Origin of the sequence: Amycolatopsis sp. lyj-84 (assembly GCF_046549075.1) — a bacterium.
Lineage (GTDB): Bacteria > Actinomycetota > Actinomycetes > Mycobacteriales > Pseudonocardiaceae > Amycolatopsis.
This window is the reverse complement of record NZ_JAJPWO010000009.1, coordinates 34,773-60,399: the sequence shown is the minus strand read 5'-3', so window position 1 is coordinate 60,399 and position 25,627 is coordinate 34,773. Positions and strand designations below refer to the sequence as shown.

The following is a 25,627-nucleotide window of genomic DNA, read 5'->3' as shown; positions in this document are numbered from 1 at the left end:
ATGGACGACAACACCACGTTCCAGGTCCTGATCAACGACGAAGAGCAGTACTCCCTTTGGCCGTCGGACAAGGAGGTGCCGGAAGGCTGGCGCCCCGACGGCAAGACCGGCAGCCGCCAGGAGTGCATGGATCACGTGGACGAGGTCTGGACGGACATGCGCCCCCGGAGCCTCCGGGAGCGGATGGCCGCCGAGTGACCGGCCCCGGGGACGGTGTGGTCCACCGTCCCCGGGAGCCCGGCTTCTCACCCTTCGGCAGCGGCGTGGGCATCGCTGAGCGCGTTGGCCCGGTCGATCCCGGCCATGTTCTCCTCGGCCCAGGTCCGGAGCGCCGCCAACGGGACTTCGAGGGACAAGCCCAGGTCGGTGAGCCGGTAGTGCACGCGCGGTGGCACGGTGGGCTCCACGCGGCGGGCGACCAGGCCGTCGCGGACCAGGCTGTGCAGGGTCACCGACAGCATTTTCTGGGAGACACCGGGAATCCGGCGCCGCAACTCGGCGAAACGCACCTCGTTCGGGGCCGCCTCCGCGAGGACCTTGACCGCCATCGACGTCCATTTCGTGCCGATACGGTCCAAAAGCCGCCGGGTCGGGCACTCGGGGTCGAACAGATCGCCTTTCTTGGGGGTCACCTGGAGCTCACCACCTGAGGGGAAAGTGCCGTCTTGTCGGCACCGCGGAGGTTACCTACGGTTTTCTGGTAACCAATGGTAACCACCGCGGAGGCACCGTGCCCGGCACACTGCGACAGATCACCGTCAACGGCATCCAGACCACCGTGGCCACCGCCGGTTCCGGACCCGCGGTTCTGCTGCTGCACGGGTTTCCGCACACCTGGCGGCTCTGGACCGAGATCATCGGGCCGCTGGCCGAGCATCACCGGGTCATCGCCCCGGACCTGCGCGGACTCGGCGCCGGCACCCGCGCCGCGGAGGGCTACGACGCGGGCACGCTGGCCGCTGACGCCGAAGGCATCCTTGACGCCCTCGACGAACCAGCCGCGGCCGTGGTCGCCATCGACGCCGGCACCCCGGCCGCCTTCCTGCTCGCCATGCGGCGGCCGGAGCGGGTGCGGCGGCTCGTGGTGATGGAGTCACTGCTGGGGTCACTGCCCGGCGCCGAGGACTTCCTCGACGCAGGCCCGCCGTGGTGGTTCGGATTCCACGCCGTGCCCGGCCTCGCCGAAACGGTCCTGCTCGGACACGAGGCGGAGTACCTCGACTGGTTTCTCGGCGCGGGCACCCTCGGTCGCGGGGTGCCGTCCGAGATCCGCGACGCCTTCGTCGACGCCTACACCGGACAGGAGGCCCTGCGCTGCGCTTTCTCCTATTACCGCGCCATGCCGGCCACGGCCCGCCAGATCGGCGAGGCCGTGACGGCGGGCAGGCTCACCATGCCCACGATGGCGATCGGCGCCCATCCGGTCGGCCGCGCGCTGGAACGGCAGCTGCGTCCCGTCGCCGACGACCTCACCGGTCACCTCGTCGAGGATTGCGGCCACATCATTCCGCTGGACCGGCCCGCGGAACTGCTTCGGCTCCTCACCCCGTTCCTCGACGAGAGGGCTACTCGACCGCTTGCGGAGTCAGCAGATCGTTGAGCCACGGCAGGACCGCGGATCGACCGCCCGGGGGGCGTGATCCAGGCGTCGGACTCTTGCAGCGACCGGACGATCTCGGTGAGCTCGTCGCGGTGGTTCTCGGCGAAGTCGCGGCGGGTGAACCACAGCGACGGATGACTGACCAGGAACTGGCCGCGGGTCTCCGCACGATCGGTATCCCGCTTCGCGACCGGGAAGGGCGCGCTCGCTTCTCGCTCGGCCTGCGTGGCGCGACGGCCGGGACGGGAACGCCACGTATGGCGCGCCCGCCGCCGGCCCGGAAGACGTCAGCAGAAGACTTCGGTGAGCAGCTTGCCGAACGCGTCGCCGGGGTCGCCCGCGGTCGGCGCGCTCGTGACCGAGAGCTCCAGCCGCTTCGTGGTGTCCGGCGTGGTCAGCAGTTGCGAGGAGTAGCCGGGGATGCCGCCGCCGTGGCCCCACACCTTGGTGCCGCACGGCAAGGTCTCCACCTGCAGGCCCAGGCCGTACTGGGGGCTGACCGCGGTCGTCTTGCTGATCTCCTGCTGTTGCGCGGGCCTGAGCAGCTTGCCGCTCGCCAGCGCCACCCCGAACGTGTCCAGGTCGCGGGTCGTGGAGATCACCTCGCCCGCGGCCCAGGCGACCGACGGGTTGATGCGGGTGACGTCGTTCGGCTTGCCCGCCACGGTCACGTAGCCGTGGGCATGCGGGCCCCTGATGTCGACGTTGTCGCCGGGAACCTCGGTGTCGTCGAGGCGCAAGGGCTTGAGGATCCGCTGCTCGACCGCCTTCGCGTACGGCCTGCCGGTCAGCTTCTCCACCAGCAGTCCCGCGACCACATAGTTGGTGTTGGAGTAGTTCCACCGGGTGCCGGGGTCGAAGTCGAGCGGCTTGTCGGTGGAGATCTTGAGCAGTTCCCGGGGCGTCCAGTGCTTGTAGCGGATCTTCTCGAACTCGGCCGGGTCGAGCGGCAACGCGTCGGTGTAGTTGTAGAGGCCGCTGGTGTGCTGGAGGACCTGGCGCACCGTGACGCGGTTGTCGATCAGGCCGGGCAGGTAGCGGACGACCGGCGCGTCCAGGGCGACCTTGCCTTCGCCCGAAAGCTGCAGCAGGACCGTCGACACGAACGTCTTGGTGATGCTGCCGACGCGGAACCGGCCGTTCTCCGGCACCGGGCGATTCGAACCCAGCTCCGCCTTGCCGGAGCGCGCGGTGAAGCGCTGATGGCCGTCGGTCACCCTGACCTGCGCGCCGAGCGCCGCGCCGCTCGTGGTGAACTGGTCCAGCGCCTCCTGCACGACCTTGCGGTCGGCGCCGGTGTCGGCGAGCGCGGTGCCCGTGGTGGCGAGCAGTCCGGCCGCGGTGAGCGCGACCACGAGTCGAATCCTCTGCAAAGGCCGAGGCAATGTTCTTTGCATAATCGGAAAAACTCCCCTCGAAGCCCGAAGGCTCTCCCCAGGCGGCGGTCCACCGCCGGCCCGACCGACGCTAGCGTCCGGTGATCAGCACCCCCAGGGCCGGAAATCACAACCACTCGAACAGAGCAGAACACCCGGCACCGGATGATCCAGCCGACGCGTCCTTCTGCACCAGCCGCACCGCTCGGCGAGGTGTAGGCCACCAGGGTGGTTCTCAGTGCAAGGTCGTAGCCGCTCATCGGCATGACCTCGCGCCCGGTCTGCGCATCGACCGCATCGCGGCATGCGCGGGTGTTCGTGCCGCTGCGATAGCCGCCTCCGCCTAGGTGATGACCGACGACAACGAGGCCTACCTGATCACCGTCGCGTTCGGAACACTCGCCCGGCGTCGCTCCGGACCGGGTGGATCGCCGACCTGCGACGTCCGAGCGAGTGCCCATTTCAAGAGGCGGGCTTGAATCGCACGGACTGTGGTCGCTTCGCCTTCTGTCCCGTCAGGACCGACCCGCACAGCAGGGCCGCGACCGAGCACACTGTCATAGCCAGGTAGAGGGGAATCGCGGTGTGCTGGCCGCCGAGTCCGACCAGGGGTGCGGCGAGCGCGCCGAGTCCACTTTGGAGTGTTCCCAGCAATGCCGACGCGGTTCCGGCGGATTCGGGGACCGCTTCGATCGCCAGTGCGGTCGCGTTGCCGAATACCAGACCGAGGCCGGCACCGGTGATCGCCAGCAGCGACAACGCGCTGACCGGGGCCAATTTCCCGATGGTCGCGATCAGCAAGGACGCGGCCGTGGAGCCGGACATGGCCACCAATCCGATCCGCAGTAGCACCGACGGATGGACGCGGTTGACCAGTTTGGCACTGGCGCCGCTGGAAAGGGTGGCAATCAGTGCTCCCGCGGCGAAGACGACGGAGTACTCCTGGACACTCATGCCGAGCATCTTCTGATAAAGGAAGGGCGATGCGGAGATGTAGGAGAACAGCGCTCCGGACGCGAAGACGAAGACCAGGGTGTGACCGAGGTAGACCCGGTTGCCCAGCACTCCGGCCGCCGCGCGCAGCGTAGTCGCGAATCCCTTGGCGTGGCGTCGTTCTCGCGGCAGGGTTTCCGGGACCAGGAAGAACGCCGCGGCGAACATCGACATCACGACCGTGGCCAGCAGCCAGAAGACGGCACGCCAGCCGAATTCCTCGAAAACCGCTCCGCCTGCCAGCGGCGCGACGATCGGCGCGATACCGCCGAGGGCCATCAGGATGCCGAACAGGCGTGCCGCGGCGCTGCCGGTGGCGATGTCGGAGATAACGGCGCGACCGAGCACCACCCCGGCCGCGCCGGCGAAACCGGTGACGAAACGCAGTGCCACCAACCACTCCAGCGTCGGAGCGAGAGCGCAAAGGGCCGTGCTCGCCGCGCACATGGCGGTTCCGGCGAGCAAGAGACCCCGGCGTCCGTACCGGTCGGACAGCGGGCCGAGGACGAGTTGCCCGGCCGCCAGTCCGATCAAGAACGCGGTGAGTGTGAGCTGTACACCGGAGGCATCGGTGCCGAGTTCCTCGGCCATCCGCGGGAACGCCGACAGGTACAGGTCGGTGGCCATGGGCAGCACGAAGGACAACAAGGCCAACACCGCGATGAGCGTGCCGGCGGGTTTGACAGAGGGCATCCGAAGTCTCCCAGTTAGTTATACTTATATAAGCATAACTAACGGTACACTGGTGCCGTGACCGATGACAACGCCGCGCGACTCAAGCAGGCGAGAGGCCTGGTACCCGGCCTGTACGGGTTGTCCCGTGCACTACGGCTGCGAGGAGTCGCCGAGGCGGGGCTGTATCAGCTCCCGCCATCCGAGCTGGAAGTGCTGCGCTACGTGATGGACACCCCGGGCACTCCCCTGAGCACGATGGCGCGTGAGCTTGGATTGCAGACCAGCAACGCCAGCGTCGTGGTGCGGAACCTGGTCGCCCGCGAGCTTGTGGAACGCGAGCCCGACCCGGACGACCGAAGGTCGGTACGACTGCTTCCGACGATGAACGCACAGCACGGCATGGCACGGATCGAGAGCTCCTGGGCCGAGCTGCTCGCCGTCGCGCTGGAGAACCTTTCTCCGGACGAACGAGACAAGCTGGCCGCCGCGGGACCAGCGCTGGCCTCGCTCGGGAAAGCGCTCAAAAACCCGCTGACGCCCGAAGCGCCGCGTTGAGCACCGAGCGACAACGAAGGCGCCCTCCCTCACCGGTGACACGTCCACCGAAGGAGTCCTCCAGGCTCTCGACACTGGCCGCGTACGGGAAGTACGTGTCGCCCGTTCTCCGCCATCGAGGTTGTGCCCGCAGCTCGTCGTTCGGCATGTACACAGTCTCCCGCCGTCATCGCCCAGCCCGGGGCCACCGCACACGGTGACCTGCGCGATGTTGTTCGTCAGCAGCCTTGGAAGTGCTTGTCGGCCGACCAGCCCGTATTGGCCCAGCTTTCCGCCGCCGGGGGAGCGAAGCCCGGGATCACCGCAGCCAAACCGGTGAGCAGCCAGCTGGTGAAGCGCGCGGCTCCTTGAGGACAGGTATGGATGCCGTCGGCGCTGCGATCCGCTTTGCCGTCTTTCGTCTGCTCGTAGGCGCTGCCCCACACTTCGGTGGCGTCGAGCACGACGGCCTTGCCGCCGGATCCGGCCGCCACCGCGCGGGCGACGTCCGGGGTGCGATCGAGGTCTGCCATGTGCGGCTTGTAGAAGTCGTCCGGCTTCAGCGGGGGCATGGTGACGAAGACCAGTTTCGCGCCGGCGCCCGTCGTGGTGCTCAGCAGTTTCTCGTAGGCGGTCTGCTGCTCCTGCTGGGTTCCCCAGTCGTAGCTGGCTATCTGGTAGACGACCACGGTGGGCTTGGCGGAGGTGATCTGTTCCGGCAGTTTCTTCCAGTTTTCCTCGGAGAAGGGGCCGACGACGTTCCCGCCGCCCTCCGCGGCTATGGAGGTGAAACCGGCTCCACCGGCTTTGAACGCGGCGGACAGCGGCAATGCCTCGCCGACGGCGATGGAGTCGCCGAGGAAGAGCACCTTGGCCTGTTCCGAACTGGCCGCTGGGGTCGGACCTGGGGCGGCCTGGGTCGAGCAGGCCGAGGTCGCCAGGACCAAACCGGCCAGGCCGAGCATGATTTTTCGGTTCTTGGTCATGTCTTCGACCGTGCCGTCGCCGCGTCCCGGGCGTTCCGCGATCGTGTCCCGGTTGTGTCGCAGAAGATCGCTTGACCGATGAGACGGCCCGGAGGAGTCCATAATGGACACGTGGTGGCGATATTGCTCATCGAGGACGATCCGCTGGTCAGGCGCGGCCTTCAGCTGGCGTTGTCCAGACACGGACACGATGTGCGGACCGCGGAGACCGGTGAGGACGGGCTGGAGCAGTTCCACGTGTCCGCGCCGGACCTGGTCGTGCTCGACCTGATGTTGCCGGGGATCGACGGTTTCGAGGTGTGCCGCCGGATCCGGGCGGCGGGCGAGGTGCCGGTGATCATGCTGACCGCGCGGGGTGACGACTTCGATGTCGTCGGCGGCCTGGCGGCGGGCGCGGACGACTATGTGATCAAACCGGCGCGGCCCTCCGTGCTGGACGCGCGGATTCGTGCGGTACTCCGCCGTGGAGCCGCTCCGGCCGAGGGTGTGCGGGTGCATCGCGACCTGCGGATCGACACCGCCGCGCTCGCGGTGGCCGTGCGCGGTGAGCCGGTTTCGCTGACGCCGACGGAAATGCGGCTGCTGTTGACGTTGTCCCGGTCGCCCGGCCGGGTGTTCAGCCGCAGCCAGTTGCTGGAAGAGGTGTGGGAGCACGACTACCTCGGTGATTCCAGGCTGGTCGACAACTGTGTGCAGCGGCTGCGGGCGAAGGTCGAGGACGACCAGGCGAGTCCGGTGTACGTGCAGACCGTCCGAGGGTTCGGCTACCGGTTCGGGCCGGTATGAATGCCGGTCGGCTCCTGCCGCGGGGACTTCGCGCCCGCCTGCTGGTCGCTTTCGTCCTGGTCGCCGTGCTCGCGGCCGCCGCGGCCGCCTGGTCGAGCGCCCGGTCGGCGAGCGCCGCGCTGGTCGCGACCACCCAGCAGCGGCTCGCCGGCACCCTCACCGGCCAGATCGCCGCGGTCGCGCCCCAGCTGACCTACCCGCCGACTCAGGACTCGCTCGACCGGCTGCGCGCGGCCCTCGGCGCGAACACGCTGGTCACCTACGGGGATCTGCGCTCCGAGGACGGGGCCGACCTCGGCACGGGCTCGCTGCGAGCGGCCGTGCGCGGCGAGAAACGGCTGGTCACGCAGAGGCTCATCGCGGGCGAGACCCCGTGGTTGCTGATCGGCACGCCGGTCATGCTCACCGCCCCGGACGGCGCCCGTGCCCCGTCCGGTATCGAGGTGTACTCGGCGCACGATCTCACCGGAGTCGAGGAGCAGATCGATCACCTCACCCGCTCCGCGGCGATCACCGCCGCGATGGCGTTGCCTCTGGCGGTGCTCCTGGCGCTGCTCGCGGCGGGCAGTGTCCTGCGGCCGGTGCGGAAGCTCCGTGACACCGCGCGCCGGCTCGCGGCGGGTGATCTCGACGCTCGCACACCACCGCAGGGTGCCGACGAGCTGGCCGACTTGACCGTCACCGTCAACGAGATGGCCGAGTCGTTGCAGCGCATGCAGGCCGACGCCAAACGGTTCGCCGCGGACGTCTCCCACGAACTGCGCACCCCGCTGAGCACGCTGACCGCGGTGGTGGAGGTGATGGCGGCCACGGCGGACACGATGGAGCCGGACGCCCGGGAATCGGCGCAGCTCGCGATCACCGAGACCCACCGGCTGGTCCGGCTGGTCGAGGATCTGATGGAAGTGTCCCGTTTCGACGCGGGCACCGCACAGATGCGGTGGGAGGAGACGGACGTCGCGGCCGCCGTGCGGGAATGCCTCCGTTCCCGGGGCTGGCTGGAGCAGGTCGAGCTGCTGGTGCCGGAGGAGATTTCGCTGCGGCTGGACCGTCGCCGCCTGGACGTCGTCGTGGCCAACCTGGTCGGCAACGCGCTGCGGTACGGCGCGCCACCGGTGCGCGTGCGGATCTCGGTGCTGCCGGACCAGGTCCGCGTCGAGGTGACCGATCACGGCCCCGGCTTGCCGGAACACGTGCTGCCGAAGGTGTTCGACCGCTTCTACAAGGCGGACACCGCGCGCACGCGAACGCCGGGCAGCGGGCTCGGACTGGCGATCGCGCGCGAGAACGCGCGCCTGCACGGCGGCGACCTCACCGCGGACAACACCGTCGACGGTGGCGCGCGGTTCGAGCTGCGGCTGCCACGGAACCTGGAGGACCGGTGAAACGCATCCGGCTTGTCGCACTGACCCTGCTACTGGCGGGTTGCGGAGTCGCACCGTCGGGACCCGCCGCCGACGGTGACGCCCCGACCGGCGTCGCGCCCGGGGTGACGCTGTACTTCGTCGACGTGCACCGTCGGCTCCAGCCACAGCTGAGGGAAACCAGGCGACTCGGCACGATCGCCGAAGCGGTATCACTGCTGCTCACCGGTCCCGGCGGCTCGGAGCTGGACACCGACATCGCGTCGACGCCGGTCACCCAGGTCGTGGTGACCACCGAACCCGGCCTCATCCAGCTTCTGGTGCCGCTGACCGACCGTGAGGTCACACCACTGGGTATCGACCAGATCGTGTGCACGGCGCTCGGCGTCCACGTGCAGAGCGGCGGATCGAAGGCCACCAAGGTACGGATCGGTTTCACCCAGCCCACCCCGGAATCGGATGTTCAGCGGACCTGCCCGCTGAACACGTGATCAGCGGGCGCTTCCGAGCCGGGTGATGTCGATGCCGGGCGGTTCGGGGGCGGGAAGGGCAAGCCACAGCAAGGCAAGGGCGACCATGACCGCCGCGAACGCGAGCACCCCGCCGCGGCCGCGTGCCCACTTCGCGCGGAACCGGATGGGGTCTTCGACCGCGTACTTCGACAACGCGGCCAAGCCGATCGACAGGACGCAGACCAGCACGGTCCGGGGCCATCGGCCGATCCCGGTCCACTGCTCGGACACCAGCACGAAAACGGGCCAGTGCCACAGATAGAGGCTGTAGGAGATCAGCCCCATCCAGCGCAGTGGCCGCCAGGCAAGGAGCTTGGCGGCCACCGTTCCCGGCGTCCGGACACACAACCCGATCAGCACCGCGGCGGCCAGCGAGTGCGCGAAGAGCCCACCGGTGAACAGCCACGGTGAGCCCACACCGTCGGCGAACCACCACAGCACACCGATTCCGGCGGCCAAGAACGCCGGCACCACTCCCGCTGTCCGGGCAGTCGAGCGGGCCAGGACGTCGCGCACCGGACCGGTGGCGACCATCGCGCCCAGCAGCAGGGAGAACGCCCGGGTGTCGGTGCCGGTGTAGACCCGGGTCGGATCGGACGGCGTCAGCAGCGTGATCATCAGCACCAGAGAGACCACCGAGGCCGCGAGCGTGATCACGGCGACCCGCCGGTGCAGTAGCCGTCGTCCGGCCAGGGTCGAGATCAACAGCAGCGCCGGCCACACCAGATAGAACTGCTCCTCGACCGCGATGCTCCACAGATGCTCGAAGACCCGGGCCGAGCCGAAGCGGTCCCAATACCCGGACGACTCCGCGATCAGGTGCCAGTTGACCAGGTTCAGCTGCACCCAGGGGCCGTCCCCGAGCGTCGTCCGCACCACGTCCGGTGACGCCGCGAGCCACACCACGACGGTGACCACGGCGAGCATGGCCGCCAGGGCGGGAAGCAGCCGCCGGATCCTGCGGCCCCAGAAAGCGGTCAGTGACACCGTCCCGGTCGCCTCGGCCTCACGCAGGATCAGGTCGGTGATGAGGTAGCCGGACAAGGTGAAGAACAGGTCCACCCCGAGGAAACCGCCGGGCAGGAGATCGGTGTGGAACAGCAGGACGCCGAGGATCGCGATCCCTCGCAACCCGTCCAGCGCGGGGACGTGCGTCCCGCGTCCGGCGTCCGCGCGAACCACCGGGGCCTGGTCGATGTTCGTCATGATCCCGACTGTGCTGCGGCGATGTCGGCCGCCGGTCCCGGGACTGTCGCAGTCTTGTCGCAGGCAGGCTCATCTCGAGTCGACGGGCAGTCCGGAGAGCGCGTGGCGGCCCCCGGTGAGGAGATCCCGCAGTTCTTTTCGTGAACCGAGCCCGAATTTCGCGTAGATGTTCCCCAGGTGGAATTCGACGGTCTTCACCGTCACGAAGATCTCCGCGGCGATCTCCCGGTTGGTCAGGTGTTTGCCGACGAGACGGGCCACCTCGCTTTCGCGGTCGGTCAGCCCGGCCAGCGCGGTCGGATCGAGGGAGACGTCGACCTGCGACTCGGTCAGGTCCGCGTCGGCCCGCCGTTCGAACGGGACCGCGCCCAAGGTGGCGAAGCGGATTTTGGCCGCACGAAGCCACTGTGCGCCGGGGACGGGTCTCGCCGTACCGAGGAGGCGGCGAGCGTGCTCATGGAGCAGCAGGCCATCGGCGAGAGAGACGCCGAGCGCGGCCGGGGTGGGGTAACGGTTTTCCACGCAGTGGAGGGCGGCGGCGTGGTCACCACGGGCGGCCAAGAACGACGCCGTCAGGCGGATCACGGTGCTTTCCCAGGAACCGACGCCGCTCGCCTTCGCCGCGAACACCTTGAGCTGCGCTCGCGCTTCGGCGATCCTGCCGGTGCCCAGGAGGGCTTCCACCAGGAGCGGGCGCCACCAGAGACTCCACCATTCGTGTGCCCCCGTCGCCTCGGTCAGGCCCGGGATGGCTTGGAGCGCGGAAAGTATCGCGGCCGGATCGTCTTTCGCCTGTCCGAGAACGGCTCCCGCGATTCCGGCGTACCGCAGGTCTTGGAGCGCGCCGGTCCGCGCGGCGGCCTCTTCCGCGCGACGGACGTGCCGGGCGGCCGTCGCCCAGTCGCCGCGTCCCGCGGGGACCAGGGACGCGGCGAAACTGCAGAGAGCCTGGTTCGTGGGCTGCTCTTCCGCCTGGGAGACGGACACGACCTGCGCGACGGTGAGCGCGGCCGCGTCCCAGTCTCCCGACTGGTAGTGCGCCGCCGTCAGATACGAGTAGGGGCAGGTTCCACTGAGGAAATGCGCACCGCTCCGATGACGGCGCCGCACCTCGTGCAGGTCTCGTTTGGCCTCGTCGAGCCTGCCGAGCACGGTGCGCAGCGCGCCGCGGCAGGCGAGTGAATCCAGGTGGGGGGTCGGGACTTCGGCCGGTTCGGGGGACAGATGCCCGAGCTCGTCGAGGCCGCTCTCAAGCCCGTCGCGTCGGCCCCTGGCCACCGCGAGCAGCACCTTGGTGAAGTCCGCGAGGCCGGTCGGCACCTCACCGAGCGACAACGCGAGCCGCCCGTGCTCGATCACCGAATCGGACTCGCCGCGCCAGGTCAGCGCGCCCGCCAAACCCGCCGCGGCCGACGCGCGCACCCAGCGGGGCGCGTTCTCCGCCTCGGCCTGGCGCAAGGCGGCCGTCAGTTCCCGTTCGGCCCGCACCCGTTCGCCCGAGCCGAACAGGGAGACGAGACCTTCGCACAGGGAACGCAGGGCGGACCGGGCGCAGCGGGCGATCCGGGCCTGCGCCCCCGAGGCACGCCACCGTTCCTCGCTGAGCAGCTGATGGATGACCGACGTGAGCAGCAGACGTTCGGCGTCCGGCCCGGACGGCGAGATGTCGGCGGCCCAGCCGAGATAGGTGGCGGCGGGTCCGTGCTCACCGCGGTCGGCCTCCTCCTGGGCGGCCTTCTCCAGCTCCCGCGCGAGGTCGCCGTCGGTCATGGTCACCGCCGCGACCCGGTGCCGCCACGAACTCGCCCTGTCCACGGCCTCGGCCGCCCGCAGGTGCAGCCTGCTCCGCCGGGTCGGTGTCAGCGAGAGATAGACGGCTTCCCGCTGCACGTCATGGGTCAGCTCGACCGGACTCGACACCTCGCGCGGCCACCACGTCACCAGACCCGCTTCGAGCGCCGGCTGCAGCGCCTCTTCCGCGTGCTCGATCGCGGCCACCTGCGCCACCCTCGCCAGCGGAGACCGGACGCCGAGCACGGCGAGCGCGGCCAGCAGTTCCCTGGTCTCGGCGGGCAGGCCGGCGAGAGTCCTCCGCGCCGCGACGACCGCCGAACTCGATGCCGTCCGGAACAGTTCCCCGGTGGCCAGAGCCTCCGGCTCGACCTCCTTGAAGAGGGTGCGCAGGTGCGCGGGGTGCCCTCCGGTGTACGCACACAACCGCTCGACGACCTTGCCAGGGATGGCCTGCCCGAGGATCGTGCTCGCGAGGGTGGCCACCTCGTCGGTGGCCAGCCCGGTCAGTTCCACCCGTACCGCCGCCGGCCCCTCACCGAGCGGGTCGCCCGCCCGGGTGCCGTCCGCGGCGGTACGGCTGAGGGCGACCACGAGCAGCTGATCGGCCCAGCTGCGCCGCAGCACGAATCCGAGGGCGGTCAGCGACGGCGGGTCGGCCCAGTCGAGCCCGTCCAGCAACAGCGCGACCGGGCTGCGGTCCAGCAGCCCGGACAGCGCGGCGTGCAACTGCTTGCCGACCGCGAGCGGGTCCACTCCCGCCGGACGCCGTCCGGACAGCAGCGGCAACGACTCGCCGGCGCCCGCGGGCAGGCACAGCGCGAGCTGGTCGACGACACCGAACTCGCTGCCGGCTTCCGCGGGGTCGCCGACCGCGCGCAACAACCGGAAGTCCGGCACGCCCGCCAAGAACCGGCGGGCGAGCGCCGTCTTGCCGATCCCCGCGAGACCCTCCAAACGGACGAGATGGTGAGTGCCGATCCGGACCTTCCCCGTGACATCGGCCAGGAGCGCGAGTTCGGCGGCACGCCCGACGAAACCACCGGTGAACGGGGTGATGGCGCCGCGTTCCCTCACTTCGCCCCCGCTTTCTCCGCAGACTCAGGCATTCTGCCCGCCATGGGACGAATGGACCAGCAGGTTGGGCCACCCGGGGTACTCGCCGGGCCGGGTCAGGCCCGCGCGTACTTGAGTTCGACGGCCGCCATCTCGGCCACCCCGTCCTGCAGTTTCATCATCTCGACATTGGAGATCAGTCCGGGGTCGTGCGCCGGATCGACGTAGCCCAGCACCCTCACCACCACCGGCCTGAGACTTTTCGCGATCACGCCGTCGATGAGCCACTGCGGAGTCAGGTAGCCGCCGAGTTCGTTGGCCTTTTCGACCGACGCCGCCGCGGCCTTCAGACCGAGGCCGGAGAGGGCGGCCGCGTGCTTCTTCAGCATCTTTTCGCGGGTCTTCACGTCCTTGATCTGATCGAAGTCCGCGATGAGCAGGGCGACCTCGTCCTGCAGTTCGTCACTCAGTTCGGCTTTCGCCTTCACCCTGGTGCGAGCCTTTTCGATGAGCCTGTCGACTGCTCGACCGTCGTTCAGCGCCGCCCATTCGGCGATCATGGTCGCCTTGAAGGCGGCCAGATCCTTCCGGCCCGACGCCTCCTCGGCCTTGCGTGCCTCCTTGTGCACCCCGGAGAAGAACTCCGTCACGAGGGTCTTCACGGTGGGGAACACGAACGGGAAGACGCATTTCGCGACCACCCCGCCGACACCGGTGAGGTCCAGTCCGTAGCTCGCGACCGAGAGGAACGCCGCCGCCGCGGGTTCGGCCCGGCACAGGGCCCGCTCGAGGTCGTCCTCGTTGCGCTTGATGATGTAGTCGAGGATCGCCAGGGGATGCTTCGCGAGGAACTCGTCCGCCTGCTGCTTGTACTGCGGATCCTTCATGATCTGCTTGGCCCGGCGTTTGCGGTCGAGCGATTCCGCGATGGCGCCGAACTCGCTGATCATCACCCCGCCGACCAGGTTGGCTGCGCTCAGGGCCTGCGAGGTGCCTTCCTCCGGCACCACCGAGGCGGCGACGCCGGCACCGGTGTTGGCGCCCTTGAAGATCTCCTTGGTCAGCTTGATCGCGCTGGTGACCTCGTCTCCGGTGAACTTCTTCCCGCCGACACGGAACTCGTCGTTCTCGGCCACCGCCGCGTACCGCTGGAGGCTCATCTCCTTGACGACCAGCTGACGGCAGACGGCGAGATTCAGGACGATGTCGTCGATGCACTTGCGCATCCGCGTGTGCAGTTCGACGACATCGCAATAGACGTCCTTGCCGACGGCCGCCGACGCGTCGCGCGCGGCGTACTTGTGGGACTCGCCGTAGATCTCCTTCACGTGATTGCTCCGCTTGAGGGTGAAGGCGAGCAGGTTCTCGGCGTTGCTGAGGGTGACCTTGGAACACTTCCGATAGAGAGTGATCTTCTGCAGCGGGAAGGTCTTCTGGTGGAGTGCGTGGACGACCCCCTGTGCCGCGCCCGCGTCGACGGCCATGAGTGCGATCTCCTTGCGCAGCCGGACCATTTCCGGGTTGTCCTCGCGCAGGGTGCCGAACTCCCCATAGTCCTTGGCGGCGGTTTCCCTGGCCTTCTTGGCATCGGAGTGGTGTTTGACCCGGACTCCGACGTGGCCGACGCCGACCCGGCTCAGGCCCCAGATCGACAGGGTGAGCGTCTTCCCGTAGTCGAGATCCAGATCCCGGAGAGCCTGCTTCACGGAGGCGGCGGCTTTGGCGTCCTTCTTCGAGGCAGGCGGCGTGCTCGTCGTCATGGTCTTCCTCCTGGTTCACGAATGATCAGTGCTGTTCGGGGAGAATCGCCTTGACCTTCCCGGACACGGCCTCGTTCGCGGTCAGGCCCCTCAGCTCTTCCGCCGATGCCTGGCCGGCGAATTCCTGGATTCTGGCGAGGAGCGCCTCCTCCCAGATTTCCTGGATCTCGTCACTGGTCAGGCCTTCGAATTCCGAAAAGTCCGCCTTTTCCATGATTTCGGCGACGACCTTTTCGAAGAACGCGTCGTTCTTCTCGAGTTCTTCGGCCGCCTGCCGCATCTGTTCCTCGGAAGCCTCGACGAGCTCGGCCAGTTCCGCTTCCACCCGCTTGTCGCGTTCGGCGACCTTTTCGGCGATCTCGCCACCGGGCTCCGCGGGCTGCTCGTCCGGCAGCGTGATGCCGTGCTCGGCGAACGCGGCTCTCTTGTCCTCACCGGCTTCGACGAGGTCGAGGAACTTCCCTGCCCCTTCCCCGACTCCCCGGTCCTGGGCGAACTTCAGGAAATACCGCTTGAACTTCGCCCAGTCGGCTTCCCGGCCGGACCAGCCGCCCCAGCCCTTCGTCAGGGTGGCGTACCAGGCCTTGGGCTCGTACTGCGACCAGAGATCCGGCGCCTTCGTCCGCGCGACGAGTTGCTCGTGCGTCGCGATGGCGATGCCGTACCCGGCGAAGCCCCCGATCTTGTCCGGCGCACGCTCGACGTCGTCCAGCAGCAGCTGCGCCTGGGGGCGGACACCGGCCTGATCGGCGTATCCGAGGAAGAAGGCCTTGAAGCGATCCCATTCCTCTTCCTTGCCCGACCAGCCGGGCCAGCCGTTGCCGAGCACCTGGGTGAGGTGTGCGTACCAGCGCGGGGCGGTCGCGCCGTCCCACGGCGGTGGTGAATCCTGCCGGCTCTCGCGGGCCTTCGCGAGGAGACCTTCGTAGAGCCGTGGCAGCTCGTCCTTCCTGGCGTCCATTTCGGACAGCACGCTCCGTTGATCGGAGACCTTGGTGTCCATGTGCTCCACGAACGTCTCCAGTGCTTCCGGGGGCAGGGAACGCTCGGACACCTGCGCCGTCAGGAGCTGCTTGAACCGTGTCCAGTCCTCTTCGGACTCCTGGTGCGCGGAGCTCACCGCCTCGAACCAGGGCGTCACCTGGTCGTCCCGGAGTTTGCCCGCGACCGAGACAATCGCCGCTTCCATCGGTTCCACGTGCCTCACCTCGTTTCGGATTCGATCGGTTTCAGCCGGCCAGTACGGTGCCGACGGCGACGACGGTCCCGGTCGGGGCGGGCGCCGGATCGTTGCAGTCGAGAACCTGATCCCCGTCGCGTGCCAGCGGTTTCCCGTTCACCAGCACGAGCGGGCTGCCCGCCAGTACCGTGCCGCGGTTGTCCGGCGGCCGCTGGAACGTGCCGCCGGTCGGCACGTGCGGCGGGGTGTTGATCGCGACGCTGCCCACGACCGCCGCGGGCTGCCCGCCGATGAGCACGTCGGTACTGCAGCCGAGCGTGATCTTCCCGGCGAACGGCAGCTGGGTCGGCGTCGGCACGGGCCCGCCCGCCGAAGGGACCATGACGACATGCGTGTCGGTCCCGGTGACGAGGTCACCCATTTTCGCCGCGGCCCTGCCCATCGCGCACCCCTTCCGTGATCTTGGCCGGCAAGCGCCGCATACCACCGGTGGACGGCCGAGGTGGCCGTAGCGTGCGAGCGCCCAGATCGACCGAGTCCGGCGGCGGTGCCGGTTCGCCGGACTCCGGCGGGGCCAGCGGGGCGACGACCACCAGGTCCAGGCAGCCGCGCGCGACCAGGCCCAGTGCCGCCCAGATGTCCACCGGCGCACTCGAAAGTCCCGGTCTGGCAACGGAAACGGTGACCGGAGAGGTCGCGGCCGAGAGCGTTCCGGTGAGGTGGGCCGCGGAGAGTCGCGCGGTCCGGGTGCAGGCCGAAAGGACGGCGCCGAGGAGCAGATGCTCCCGTTCGATGTCGTCGGCCCAGGCGGTGACCAGATAGCAGAGCTCGTAGCGCCGTGCTTCCTGCGTACGCCGCACGACGCGACCGTCCGGCGCGCGTTCGTCCGACCAGCCGATCGGCGTACCCGCCGCGACGTCTTCCCGCACCCGGTGCAGGAAGATGCCGACCGTTTCGGTACCGGAGCACTCGGCGATCCAGTTCTCGCCTGGCGTGTCGAAGCGCACGACGACTTCGGGAGGCAAAGACTCCCTCAACAGCGACCGCAGCGCTATGTCGACTTCATCGAACATGGCGCCAGTGTGCGGAGAACCGGTGTCCCGGCGGCAGCGATCCCGGTGCATCGGAGCGGCCCGAACGGTCTACCCGATCGGGCAAGCCGGTGTGCCCCCGGGCTCGTGGTGCGGCCCCGTTCCGGCGAGCACTGTGATCGAGAAGCCCGCATCGTTCTCTTGGAGGCGCCATGCCGTCGTACCTGTCACCGGGTGTCTACGTCGAAGAGGTGTCATCCGGCTCGAAACCGATCGAGGGTGTCGGCACCGCTGTCGCCGCGTTCGTCGGCTTCGCCGAGACGGGACCGGTGGACGAGCCGGTCCTGGTCACCAACTGGACCCAGTTCACCCAGAACTTCGGCCAGTTCACGGAAGGCGCGTATCTGGCGCACGCCGTCTACGCCTACTTCGCGAACGGCGGTGGCGCCGCCTACGTCATCCGGGTCGGTGGCGGCTCGGCGGAACAGCCCGCCCCCACCGGCACCGAACTGCCGAGCGAAGGCGCCGGCAAGCCGATCGTCGTCCGGGCGCTGAAGGCGCCGGAGCAAGGCAGGCAGTTGAGCGTCGAGGTGCAGGAAGCGACGGAACGCGGCGACGACGCGTTCAAACTCGTCGTCCGGTTCGGGGACGAGGAGGAGGTCTTCGACAACGTGACCAACCGCCGCGGCGCGACGAACGTGGCGACCGCGTTGCGGAAGTCCACTTTGGTCGCCGTCGAGGAGACCAAAGGGGCCACACTGGCCTTGCCCGCGAAGAACACCCGTACGACGATCACCGAGGCGCCGTCGGGCGCGCTGACCGTCCAGGACTACGTCGGTGATCCCGAGGAACGGACCGGATTCGGGACACTGGAGGCGATCGACGACATCACCATGCTGTGCGTCCCCGACCTCATGACGGCCTACGAGTCCGGGCAGATCGACATGGACGGCGTCAAGGCGGTCCAGCTCGCCATGATCGCGCACTGCGAGCTGATGGCCGACCGGGTCGCGATCCTCGACCCGCCACCCGGACTGCGCCCGCAGCAGGTCGTGCGATGGCGAGAGGAAATCGCCGGGTACGACTCGAAGTACGCCGCGCTGTACTGGCCGTGGGTCAAGGTGGCCGATCCGCGCTCGGGCAAGCCGGTGTTCCTGCCGCCGAGCGGGCACGTGGCCGGTGTGTGGGCCCGCAACGACGACACCCGCGGCGTGCACAAGGCACCGGCGAACGAGGTACTGCGCGGGGTGACCGACCTGCAGTGCGGGATCACCCGCGGCGAGCACGACCGGCTGAACCCGGTCGGTGTGAACTGCATCCGGTTCTTCCCCGGACAGGGCATCCGGATCTGGGGCGCGCGCACGCTGTCCAGCGATCCGGAATGGCGTTACCTGAACGTGCGGCGGCTGTTCAACTACATCGAGAAGTCCATCCTCACCGGGACGAGCTGGGTGGTGTTCGAGCCCAACGACCACTTCCTCTGGAACTCGGTCGAGCGGATCATCAGCATGTTCCTGCGGCGGATCTGGCGCAGCGGCGCGCTGTTCGGCCGGACTCCGGAGGAGGCGTTCTACGTCAAATGCGACGAGGAGAACAACCCGCCGGAGAACCGTGACGCGGGCATCCTCACCGTGGACATCGGCGTCGCGCCGGTCAAACCCGCCGAGTTCGTGGTCTTCCGCCTCGCCCAGTTCTCCGAAGGCGCGGAGCTGAAGGAATGACGACCGCCGCGTCCTTCGGCGGTATCCCGGCGCCCGCGGTGCTGAGCGCTCCCCGGTTCGTGATCATGTGCGAGGGCTGGGCGGCGGGACTGGGGTTCTCGAAGCTCGGCAGCCTGCAGTCCGAAGTGGAGTTCCAGGAGTACTCCTACAACAGCAGGCTCGGGAACACGCACACGAAGCAGTTCGGCCGGGCGAAACCGCCGTCGATCACCTTGGAACGCGCGCTGGACAGCCTCGGTTTCGCCCAGCTCTACGGCTGGCACCTGCTGGCCAGGGTGAACAACCCGCTGGCGAAACTGCCGGCGTCGTTCGACATCCTCACGAAGTCGGGGGAGCCGGTGCTCGCCTGCCTGCTGGAGAACGCCTGGTGCCAGAAGCTCGAAATCGACCAGACCCAGGCGGACGCCTCGGCGGTCTCGATGATGCGGGTCACGATCGTGTGCGACAGCATCCTGCTGCTCTGAAAGTCCTCGTGGCAAAGGAGTCCTGCTCATGACGTCCAGTCTCACCAGCCAGACCCAGGTGGTCAGCGCGGCGAGCTTCGTGGTGGAGTTCACCGGCTCGCCCATCGGCCGGATGGCGTTCTCGGAACTCGGCGGCATCACCTCGAAGGTGGCTTCCCAGGAGTACATCTTCAGCGACGCCACCGGAAAGGTGAACCACACCAAGCAGTTCGGCAAGACCGAACCGCCGACGATCTCCGTCAAGCGCGGCCTCGACCAGGCGGGCAGCAACGCCATCCTCGCCTGGCACGCGTTCGCTCGCAGCGGCGACAACAGCGCGCGGTGTCCCGGCACGCTCACCGTCTTCGACGCGGGCGGAACCGTCCAGGCGACCTACCATCTCGAAGAAGCCTGGATCTCCGAAGTGAACATCACCAGTGTCAAGGCGGGAACTTCGGACGTCGCGATGATCGAATGCAAGATCACCTGCGCGTCGATCACCGGTGCGGGGAACCGCTGATGACGCTCGCACCCGATCTCTCGCGGGCCGAAGCGGGGCTGCGCACCGAGTATCCCTTCTGCCTGCCGCGCGGATTCGTCGACGAGCACGGTGTCCTGCACCGCGAAGGCGTCATGCGGCTCGCGACCGCGCGGGACGAGATCTCGACGCAGACCGACCCCCGGGTCCGGCAGAATCCGGCCTACCTGACCGTGCTCCTGCTCGAGCGCACCGTCACCCGGCTCGGCTCACTGGCCACAGTGGACACGCTGGTGGTGGAATGCCTGTTCGCTTCGGATCTGGCTTTCCTCCAGGACCTGTACCGCCGGATCAACCAGAGCGGGCACACCGAGGTCGACGTGACCTGTCCCCAGTGCCGGCACGACTTCGCCGTCGACGTGGCCGGTGATGCGCCGGGGGGATCTTGACGTACACGGCCGACCGCCTCTGGAAGGAGGTCGTGTACGTGGCCTACTACCTGCATTGGCCGTCCGCCGAGATCCTCGACCTGGAGCACCACGTCAGGACGAAGGTCATCGGGGAGATCGGCGGCATCCACACGGAACTCGGTCCCTGAATCCCAGGAGGTGAACCATGCGCTGGCCGTTCCGGCGGAATCGCCCGCCCGGCCGGGTGCCGACGCCCCGGCGCCACTGGGCCCGGCTGCCCGTGCTCGGCACGACGGTCGCGCTCCGGCCGCCCTTGCTCAGCCCGCTTCACCGGCCGCCACCGGTCACGGGCGCGACGCCCCTCGTCCCCGATGCGGCGGTGACCGTCCTCCTGTTCCCCGAGCGCCGGGGTGGCGCGCATCGCGGCCGGATGAACGGTCTGGTCCGGCTCATCGAGCCCTTGGAAGAGCCGCCTTCCGGAGAAGTGGGGGAGACGGTCGGTCCGGCCGTCACGGCGGGGGAGACGTTCGAGCCGGAACCGCCACCGCCAGTACGGCGACGGGCGTCACCGGCTCCCGCTCCGGCACCGCGTCCGGTGCTCACCAAGGTGACGGAGGAGTCCGTCGGCGAGCCGACCGAACCGGTGCAGCCGTTTCGCAGCATCACCGAGGTCGAGCGGCTGTTCGCCGAGTACGAGGCGAACGACGTCGCCGGATTGGCGGCACTCACCGGGTTCTCTTCGGTCACCGGGCCGCCGACGACGGTTCCCGAGCCTCCACGGCCCGAGGTGCGACGGCTTCGACGCCCGACGCTGGGCCAGACACGCAGGCTCGCGCGGGCGTCGTCCGCCGGGGAACCGGGTGCGCCGGCCTCGGAGAAGGGCACGGCTTCGGTCCAGAATCGTGGCCCGGCCGAACCTCCCATGGTTCCGGGTGAAGTCCCCGAGCCCGTCGTGTTCGAACACGAGCCGCCTGCCACTCAGGATCCCGGCTTCGCTGTGCCCGTCGAGATCGCAGGTGATTTCGCCGTACCGCCGGAGGTGGTGAGCCATCCGGATGCCGGTCCGGCGGTACCGGAATCGTCGGGATGGGTGGAGCCGGTCGCCGGTCCGGTTTCAGACACCCCTGTGCCTGTCGAGGCCGCAAGCGTTCTCGCTGTGCCGCCGGAGGTGGTGAGCCGTCCAGTCGCCGGTCCGGTGATACCGGAACGGCCAGGGCGGGCGGAGCCGGTCGCTGGCTCGGATTCCGGCATCGCTGTGCCCATCGAAACCACGAGCGTTCTCGCTACGCCAACGGAAGCAGCGAGCGATGTCGCACCGGATCCCGCCTCAAGTCTGCCTGTCGAGACGGAATCGCCGAAATACGGCGACACCGCGAAGGAGGCGAGTACTTCCGAGTTCGTCCTGCCGGAGCCGATCCCTCAAGCCGACATGCCCCACCCGGCCGTCACCACTCGGAAGTCCCTTGTGCACGAGGAAGTGAGCCCGCACGTCTACCGCGCCGCGATCGCTTCGCTGACCAGCCCGGTCCCGCTCATCGAGGCGGACCACCCCGAACGCTCGACACTGCAGGTGCCCGAGACGATCGCCGACTCGTTCCGCGCGCAGTTCGGCGTCGACGTCGCGGATGTCCCGGTGCGGCGAGGGAAGACCGTGAGCGCGCAGGCCGCCGCGATCTCCGCGCGGGCCTTCACGACCGGCGGGGAAGTCTTCCTGCCCGACGAGGCGGGCGCGCTGGACACCGTGAACGCCCGCGGCCTGCTCGTGCACGAGCTCACCCACGTCGCGCAGCAGCGGATGCTCGGGGCGGCCATGCCACCCGAGGTCTCCGCCGACGGCGCCGAGCTCGAACGCCGGGCGCTGGAGGCCGAACGCTGGGCACGCGGCGAGAACACGGCGCCCGAAGCGCTGGTGCATCGGCAGGTCGCTGCCGGAGCACCGCAAGCCGCACCGCCCGAGGTGGTGCGGGCGGAGGAGAAAGCACCTGATGGCGTCGCTCCTGTCCAAGCTGAGCCGGAGCAGGGGCTTTCGTGGTCGATCGACGACACGTTCCCGGACAGGGCCGTGGCCCCGGAACCCGCCGCTCCCGAGCGGAGCGACGCCGACCTTCTCACCCGGCTCGACCGCATGGACGCGGCGATCACCCGCCTGGACGAGCGGGACCGGGAGGTTCCCGCGCGCGAGAACCCCGATCTTCTCGCCGACCGCCTCTACCACCGCCTCCGGCACCGGCTGCGCGGGGAACTCCTTGTCGACCGCGAGCGCCGGGGCACGCTCGCCGACCGCTGGTGAGGACGCCATGCCATCGATAGCCAAACCGGGTCTTTCGACACCGGGAAAAGCGCTGGAGATGCTGACCGGACAGGTCAGCATGAGCCACCACTTCGTGATCCAGATCGACCACGGGCAGTACGACTTCGGCCGGTGGGCCAAGGCGTCCGGGCTGAGTGTCAGCTGGGCGAAACACGGCTACCGGCCGGGGAACACCAACGTCGAACGGTTCCAGCCAGGCGTGCCCTCCTACGGCACCATCAGCCTTTCGCGCGCCGCGTGCACCGACTCGTCCACCGTCCAGAAGTGGCTGGCCACCATCGTCCGGAGACGGCAGTTGCTCAGCGGCGCGGTCTACCTGGTCGATTTCCTCGGACTGCCGATGATCACCTGGAAACTCAAGGAGTTCTATCCGATCGGCTGGAAGATCGGCGAGTTCGACTCGGGCGGCGCCCGGCCGGTGATCGAGACGCTCGAACTCGCCCACGGCGGCTTCCTCGACGACGAGGTGCGCAAGCCATGATCCACGGGAAGATCAACTCGGCGGCCGCCGCGGCGGGCTTGAGCCCGGCCAGATCGGGGGCGAAAACGCGGGCCGACCGCTACGGCATGACCATGTGGTTCAACGTGATCGTGCCGGACCTCGACGGCTCGGCGCGGACCGGTTCGCTGGGCCTGTGGTCGGGCTGTTCGGGGCTCGACGTGCAGTTCGCCCCGGAGGGCCCGCTCGACGAGGCGGGCAGCTACGACTCGCCCCGGTACCTGCCCGGCAAGATCACCTACGGCAAGGTGACCCTGGAGCGCGCCATGACGACGGCGGGATCGCTGAAGGTCCGGCGGTGGCTGCAACAACAGGTGGCCGACTGGCTGGACGGCGGAGGCGGCCCCCGGCGGGATCGGCCGGCGATCACCGTCCAGCTGTTCAGCGGGCTGAGCCCGGAGGATCACGTCGTCCATACGTGGAAACTGCGGGACGCGATGCCCGTCTCCTGGTCCGTGCCCACGTTGTCCAGCTCCGGCGGCGGCATCGCGATCGAGAAGCTTTCGTTCGTGCACAACGGGTTTCTGGACACCGCCGCGGTCGCCGGTGGCCGCCCGACCGGGGAACGGGCACGGCTGCGGATCACGGAGGCGCAGGCCCCGGCCACCGGCGTGACGTTCCACTGCAGCCCGGCGAAGTTCAGCCTCAACCAATCACGGCAGGTGAAACTCAAAGAGGGCAAGACCTACCGCGACGGCGCGAAGGTCGTCGACGACGACGCGCTCAGCCTCAAGCTCAACGACCTCCTCCTGGAAGGAACCGACGACGTCCAGGACGGGATCACCAAACTCAAGAAATGGCTCGAACCCCTTCCCGACGGGAAACCCGTCAGCTCCGTGCCGCCGCCTATCAGCAAGGACGCCAAACCGCTCAGCTGTGGGCAGTGCGGCCAAAAACCCCCGTCGACCCGTCCGGAGGCCCGGTACGCGAACCTCACGCTCTCACTCGGTGCCGACGTCGCCTACCTGCCCAGCGCCGTCGTCCTCAAGAGCATCGACGTGAACTTCACCCGGTTCACCGCCGACGGCAAGCCCAGCCGGGCCGTCATCGGCCTGGTACTGCAGGAAAAACCCGGCACGAAGGGACGGCCGTGAGTACGCCGTGGCAGGACGACCCGGTGGCCTCGTCGATCCACATCGGACCGGCGAAGCGCCCGCTTCCGCCCGCCGTCGCGAAGTCCGTCCTGCGTGTCACCGTGGACACGCATCTGCACCTGCCGGACATGTTCGAGATCGTCGTCACCGATCGTGACGCGAGCGCGCAGGCGTTGCGGGCGCTGGCGATCGGCACGGAGGTGGCGATCGGCGGCGCGGCGCCCGGGCATCCGAACGATCCGCGTCTCTTGATGAGCGGCGAGGTGACGTCGATCGAAGCCGAGTACCACTCGACGGCGTCGATCGTCTTCCGCGGCTACGCCGAGGATCATCGATTGCAGCGGACGAAGCGGACCCGGACCTTCCTCGACATGACGGACTCGGACATCGCGCGGAAGATCGCCACCGAGGCCGGGCTGATGATCGGCGTGATCGAGCCGACGACGGTCACCCACCAGCACACCGGCCAGGTGAACCAGACCGATTGGGACTTCCTCGTCCGCCGGGCCGCGGCCATCGGCTACCAGGTCGGCGTCACCTGCGGCCGCTTCGAATTCCGCGCGGCCGCGGGCCCGAGCGAACCGGTGGTCCTGGCGCTGGGCGCGAACCTGCTGTCGTTCTCCGCCAGGGTCACCGCCGGGAACCTCGCCCCGTTCACGGAGGTCCGGATCTGGGATCCGCTCGCGGCGAGAGTGGTCAGCGAGCAGCGGTCGCCGTCCACCTCCACCGCCCGGCTGCCGGACGACGTCCCCGTCGTCGCCAGGCGCTTTTCGGGTATGGCTCCCGCTGCTCCAGCGGCGCCGGGAGGTATTCACGGACCGGCACCGTCCGAGCAGGCGACCGTCGTCTCGGAACTGCCCTTGGGCTGGGGTGCGGCGATCGGCGCGGCCGCGAGGCAGGCGGCGGACGGTCTGTCCGAGCGGATGTCGGACACATTCGCCGAAGCCTCCGGTGAGGCCATCGGCGACCCCTGGCTCGGCGCGGGTCGGATGGTCGACGTCCGCGGGGTCGCCGCGACCTTCGCGGGGACCTGGCTGCTCACCCGGACGCGACACCGGTTCGAGTTCGGGTCCTACCGGACGTCGTTCGAGGTCAGCGGCCGTCAGGACCGTTCGCTGCTCGGCCTCGCCAACGGGGTCGCGGACACCGGCGAGCGGGTGCCCGGCGTGGTCTGCGGGATCGTCAGCAACATCAACGACCCGCTCCGGAAGGGCCGGGTCAAGGTGACCCTGCCGTGGCTCTCACCGCAGTACGAATCCGACTGGGCCTGCCCGGTGCAGGCGGGCGCGGGGCAGGCGAGTGGGACCGTCTTCCTGCCGGAGGTCGGCGACGAAGTGCTCGTGGGCTTCGAGTTCGGTGACATCCGGCGTCCGTACGTGCTCGGCGGGATCGTCAACGACCACAGCCAGGCCACTCTCGGCGGCGAACCCGTCCGGGTCGAGGGAGCGACGGCTTCGGTGGTGCGCCGGGGGATCGTCGCACCGTCGGGCTCCCGGCTGCTGTTCCACGACGAGGCTCCCGCGGTGTCACTGATCGAACTCGGCACCGGGGCCGCCGATCTCACCCTGCAGGTCGACCAGCAGGCGGGCACCGTCCTGCTGCGCTGCGATCCCCAGCCCGCCGCCGGCGGTGGCCCCGCCGTCGGCAAGCTGACCATCGAATGCGGCCCGGCGGGAACGATCGACCTGGTGGCCGGGCAGGGCGGAACGATCACCGTGGACGGTGGCGCGCAACTGAATCTCACCGCACAGGCCGCGATCAGCATCGAGAGCGCCGGTGTCGTCGAGATCAAGGGCAATCCGATCAAGCTGAATTGAGGTG

25 protein-coding genes are annotated in these 25,627 nt (G+C 69.0%); 15 read left to right on the top strand and 10 right to left on the bottom strand.

Going from position 1 to position 25,627, the window contains the following annotated elements:
• Complete coding sequence (locus ACLJRM_RS26420; RefSeq protein WP_101607171.1) at positions 1–198, top strand: MbtH family protein; 198 nt, start codon at positions 1–3, stop codon at positions 196–198.
• Between the two features lie 47 nt (positions 199–245).
• Here ACLJRM_RS26420 and ACLJRM_RS26415 read toward each other — a convergent pair whose 3' ends face one another.
• Positions 246–632, bottom strand: coding sequence for a winged helix-turn-helix transcriptional regulator (locus tag ACLJRM_RS26415; protein WP_101607172.1), 387 nt, complete (start codon positions 630–632; stop codon positions 246–248).
• Between the two features lie 98 nt (positions 633–730).
• On the opposite strand from ACLJRM_RS26415, the gene ACLJRM_RS26410 reads away from it, so the two are divergent.
• Entirely contained in the window at positions 731–1,600 is an 870-nt protein-coding gene (locus ACLJRM_RS26410) for an alpha/beta fold hydrolase (protein WP_410664564.1), read from the top strand.
• Between the two features lie 287 nt (positions 1,601–1,887).
• Here the strand turns inward: ACLJRM_RS26410 and ACLJRM_RS26405 are convergent, their stop codons facing one another.
• On the bottom strand, positions 1,888–2,997 hold the full coding sequence (locus ACLJRM_RS26405; RefSeq protein ID WP_410664563.1) for a serine hydrolase domain-containing protein: 1,110 nt from the start codon (positions 2,995–2,997) through the stop codon (positions 1,888–1,890).
• A gap of 441 nt (positions 2,998–3,438) precedes the next feature.
• Positions 3,439–4,662, bottom strand: a complete 1,224-nt coding sequence (locus ACLJRM_RS26400; protein ID WP_410664562.1) for a multidrug effflux MFS transporter — start codon at positions 4,660–4,662, stop codon at positions 3,439–3,441.
• A 57-nt stretch (positions 4,663–4,719) separates the two neighbouring features.
• On the opposite strand from ACLJRM_RS26400, the gene ACLJRM_RS26395 reads away from it, so the two are divergent.
• Positions 4,720–5,199 (top strand): MarR family winged helix-turn-helix transcriptional regulator, encoded by a 480-nt coding sequence (locus tag ACLJRM_RS26395; protein WP_410664561.1) that lies wholly within the window; start codon positions 4,720–4,722, stop codon positions 5,197–5,199.
• A 218-nt stretch (positions 5,200–5,417) separates the two neighbouring features.
• Here the strand turns inward: ACLJRM_RS26395 and ACLJRM_RS26390 are convergent, their stop codons facing one another.
• A complete protein-coding gene (locus tag ACLJRM_RS26390; protein WP_174720404.1) occupies positions 5,418–6,164 on the bottom strand; it encodes an SGNH/GDSL hydrolase family protein in 747 nt (248 codons plus the stop codon).
• Positions 6,165–6,275: 111 nt separating this feature from the next.
• On the opposite strand from ACLJRM_RS26390, the gene ACLJRM_RS26385 reads away from it, so the two are divergent.
• From ACLJRM_RS26385 to ACLJRM_RS26375, 3 genes are read left to right on the top strand one after another with little or no spacing between them, the layout of a single operon-like run.
• Entirely contained in the window at positions 6,276–6,950 is a 675-nt protein-coding gene (locus ACLJRM_RS26385) for a response regulator transcription factor (protein WP_101607184.1), read from the top strand.
• Complete coding sequence (locus ACLJRM_RS26380; protein ID WP_101607186.1) at positions 6,947–8,335, top strand: sensor histidine kinase; 1,389 nt, start codon at positions 6,947–6,949, stop codon at positions 8,333–8,335. Before ACLJRM_RS26385 ends, ACLJRM_RS26380 begins: the two co-directional genes overlap by 4 nt.
• Complete coding sequence (locus ACLJRM_RS26375; protein WP_101607187.1) at positions 8,332–8,805, top strand: hypothetical protein; 474 nt, start codon at positions 8,332–8,334, stop codon at positions 8,803–8,805. Before ACLJRM_RS26380 ends, ACLJRM_RS26375 begins: the two co-directional genes overlap by 4 nt.
• On the opposite strand, the gene ACLJRM_RS26370 is transcribed toward ACLJRM_RS26375, so the two are convergent.
• The 6 genes from ACLJRM_RS26370 to ACLJRM_RS26345 form a co-directional block, all read right to left on the bottom strand.
• Positions 8,806–10,032, bottom strand: a complete 1,227-nt coding sequence (locus tag ACLJRM_RS26370; RefSeq protein ID WP_101607193.1) for an acyltransferase family protein — start codon at positions 10,030–10,032, stop codon at positions 8,806–8,808.
• Between the two features lie 69 nt (positions 10,033–10,101).
• Entirely contained in the window at positions 10,102–12,900 is a 2,799-nt protein-coding gene (locus tag ACLJRM_RS26365; RefSeq protein WP_101607195.1) for a helix-turn-helix transcriptional regulator, read from the bottom strand.
• Between the two features lie 95 nt (positions 12,901–12,995).
• On the bottom strand, positions 12,996–14,639 hold the full coding sequence (locus ACLJRM_RS26360; RefSeq protein ID WP_410664560.1) for a hypothetical protein: 1,644 nt from the start codon (positions 14,637–14,639) through the stop codon (positions 12,996–12,998).
• 25 nt (positions 14,640–14,664) lie between these two features.
• Complete coding sequence (locus ACLJRM_RS26355) at positions 14,665–15,837, bottom strand: hypothetical protein (protein ID WP_101607198.1); 1,173 nt, start codon at positions 15,835–15,837, stop codon at positions 14,665–14,667.
• Positions 15,838–15,868: 31 nt separating this feature from the next.
• A complete protein-coding gene (locus ACLJRM_RS26350; protein ID WP_101607199.1) occupies positions 15,869–16,261 on the bottom strand; it encodes a PAAR domain-containing protein in 393 nt (130 codons plus the stop codon).
• Complete coding sequence (locus tag ACLJRM_RS26345; RefSeq protein ID WP_158255817.1) at positions 16,233–16,892, bottom strand: DUF4255 domain-containing protein; 660 nt, start codon at positions 16,890–16,892, stop codon at positions 16,233–16,235. Before ACLJRM_RS26345 ends, ACLJRM_RS26350 begins: the two co-directional genes overlap by 29 nt.
• Before the next feature lie 170 nt (positions 16,893–17,062).
• Here ACLJRM_RS26345 and ACLJRM_RS26340 point away from each other — a divergent pair, with 170 nt between their 5' ends.
• The 9 genes from ACLJRM_RS26340 to ACLJRM_RS26300 are packed head-to-tail and all read left to right on the top strand — an operon-like array spanning position 17,063 to position 25,623.
• Positions 17,063–18,571 carry a phage tail sheath family protein gene (locus tag ACLJRM_RS26340; protein ID WP_410664559.1) on the top strand — a complete coding sequence of 503 codons (1,509 nt, stop codon included), beginning with the start codon at positions 17,063–17,065 and terminating at the stop codon, positions 18,569–18,571.
• Positions 18,568–19,035, top strand: a complete 468-nt coding sequence (locus ACLJRM_RS26335) for a phage tail protein (RefSeq protein WP_101607202.1) — start codon at positions 18,568–18,570, stop codon at positions 19,033–19,035. The genes ACLJRM_RS26340 and ACLJRM_RS26335 overlap by 4 nt, the downstream gene beginning before the upstream one ends.
• Before the next feature lie 28 nt (positions 19,036–19,063).
• Positions 19,064–19,534: a phage tail protein gene (locus ACLJRM_RS26330; protein WP_101607203.1), complete on the top strand. Its 471-nt coding sequence runs from the start codon at positions 19,064–19,066 to the stop codon at positions 19,532–19,534.
• Positions 19,534–19,941, top strand: a complete 408-nt coding sequence (locus ACLJRM_RS26325) for a hypothetical protein (RefSeq protein ID WP_101607204.1) — start codon at positions 19,534–19,536, stop codon at positions 19,939–19,941. The genes ACLJRM_RS26330 and ACLJRM_RS26325 overlap by 1 nt, the downstream gene beginning before the upstream one ends.
• A complete protein-coding gene (locus ACLJRM_RS26320) occupies positions 19,938–20,090 on the top strand; it encodes a DUF6760 family protein (RefSeq protein ID WP_168214295.1) in 153 nt (50 codons plus the stop codon). The genes ACLJRM_RS26325 and ACLJRM_RS26320 overlap by 4 nt, the downstream gene beginning before the upstream one ends.
• Before the next feature lie 17 nt (positions 20,091–20,107).
• On the top strand, positions 20,108–22,192 hold the full coding sequence (locus ACLJRM_RS26315) for a DUF4157 domain-containing protein (RefSeq protein ID WP_410664558.1): 2,085 nt from the start codon (positions 20,108–20,110) through the stop codon (positions 22,190–22,192).
• 7 nt (positions 22,193–22,199) lie between these two features.
• On the top strand, positions 22,200–22,694 hold the full coding sequence (locus ACLJRM_RS26310; protein WP_101607206.1) for a phage tail protein: 495 nt from the start codon (positions 22,200–22,202) through the stop codon (positions 22,692–22,694).
• Positions 22,691–23,806, top strand: coding sequence for a phage tail protein (locus ACLJRM_RS26305; protein WP_101607207.1), 1,116 nt, complete (start codon positions 22,691–22,693; stop codon positions 23,804–23,806). Before ACLJRM_RS26310 ends, ACLJRM_RS26305 begins: the two co-directional genes overlap by 4 nt.
• Positions 23,803–25,623 (top strand): VgrG-related protein, encoded by a 1,821-nt coding sequence (locus tag ACLJRM_RS26300; protein WP_410664557.1) that lies wholly within the window; start codon positions 23,803–23,805, stop codon positions 25,621–25,623. Before ACLJRM_RS26305 ends, ACLJRM_RS26300 begins: the two co-directional genes overlap by 4 nt.
• Positions 25,624–25,627: the final 4 nt, after the last annotated feature.

What these genes read in the sequence shown, in the direction of transcription:
- ACLJRM_RS26350 (WP_101607199.1), bottom strand. Translation starts at nt 16,261, where the DNA reads ATGGGCAGGGCCGCGGCGAAAATGGGTGACCTCGTCACCGGGACCGAC.
- ACLJRM_RS26360 (WP_410664560.1), bottom strand. Translation starts at nt 14,639, where the DNA reads ATGACGACGAGCACGCCGCCTGCCTCGAAGAAGGACGCCAAAGCCGCC.
- ACLJRM_RS26380 (WP_101607186.1), top strand. Translation starts at nt 6,947, where the DNA reads ATGAATGCCGGTCGGCTCCTGCCGCGGGGACTTCGCGCCCGCCTGCTG.
- ACLJRM_RS26345 (WP_158255817.1), bottom strand. Translation starts at nt 16,892, where the DNA reads ATGTTCGATGAAGTCGACATAGCGCTGCGGTCGCTGTTGAGGGAGTCT.
- ACLJRM_RS26315 (WP_410664558.1), top strand. Translation starts at nt 20,108, where the DNA reads ATGCGCTGGCCGTTCCGGCGGAATCGCCCGCCCGGCCGGGTGCCGACG.
- ACLJRM_RS26330 (WP_101607203.1), top strand. Translation starts at nt 19,064, where the DNA reads ATGACGTCCAGTCTCACCAGCCAGACCCAGGTGGTCAGCGCGGCGAGC.
- ACLJRM_RS26370 (WP_101607193.1), bottom strand. Translation starts at nt 10,032, where the DNA reads ATGACGAACATCGACCAGGCCCCGGTGGTTCGCGCGGACGCCGGACGC.
- ACLJRM_RS26390 (WP_174720404.1), bottom strand. Translation starts at nt 6,164, where the DNA reads ATGACCAAGAACCGAAAAATCATGCTCGGCCTGGCCGGTTTGGTCCTG.
- ACLJRM_RS26420 (WP_101607171.1), top strand. Translation starts at nt 1, where the DNA reads ATGGACGACAACACCACGTTCCAGGTCCTGATCAACGACGAAGAGCAG.
- ACLJRM_RS26305 (WP_101607207.1), top strand. Translation starts at nt 22,691, where the DNA reads ATGATCCACGGGAAGATCAACTCGGCGGCCGCCGCGGCGGGCTTGAGC.
- ACLJRM_RS26325 (WP_101607204.1), top strand. Translation starts at nt 19,534, where the DNA reads ATGACGCTCGCACCCGATCTCTCGCGGGCCGAAGCGGGGCTGCGCACC.
- ACLJRM_RS26335 (WP_101607202.1), top strand. Translation starts at nt 18,568, where the DNA reads ATGACGACCGCCGCGTCCTTCGGCGGTATCCCGGCGCCCGCGGTGCTG.
- ACLJRM_RS26405 (WP_410664563.1), bottom strand. Translation starts at nt 2,997, where the DNA reads ATGCAAAGAACATTGCCTCGGCCTTTGCAGAGGATTCGACTCGTGGTC.
- ACLJRM_RS26400 (WP_410664562.1), bottom strand. Translation starts at nt 4,662, where the DNA reads ATGCCCTCTGTCAAACCCGCCGGCACGCTCATCGCGGTGTTGGCCTTG.
- ACLJRM_RS26340 (WP_410664559.1), top strand. Translation starts at nt 17,063, where the DNA reads ATGCCGTCGTACCTGTCACCGGGTGTCTACGTCGAAGAGGTGTCATCC.
- ACLJRM_RS26310 (WP_101607206.1), top strand. Translation starts at nt 22,200, where the DNA reads ATGCCATCGATAGCCAAACCGGGTCTTTCGACACCGGGAAAAGCGCTG.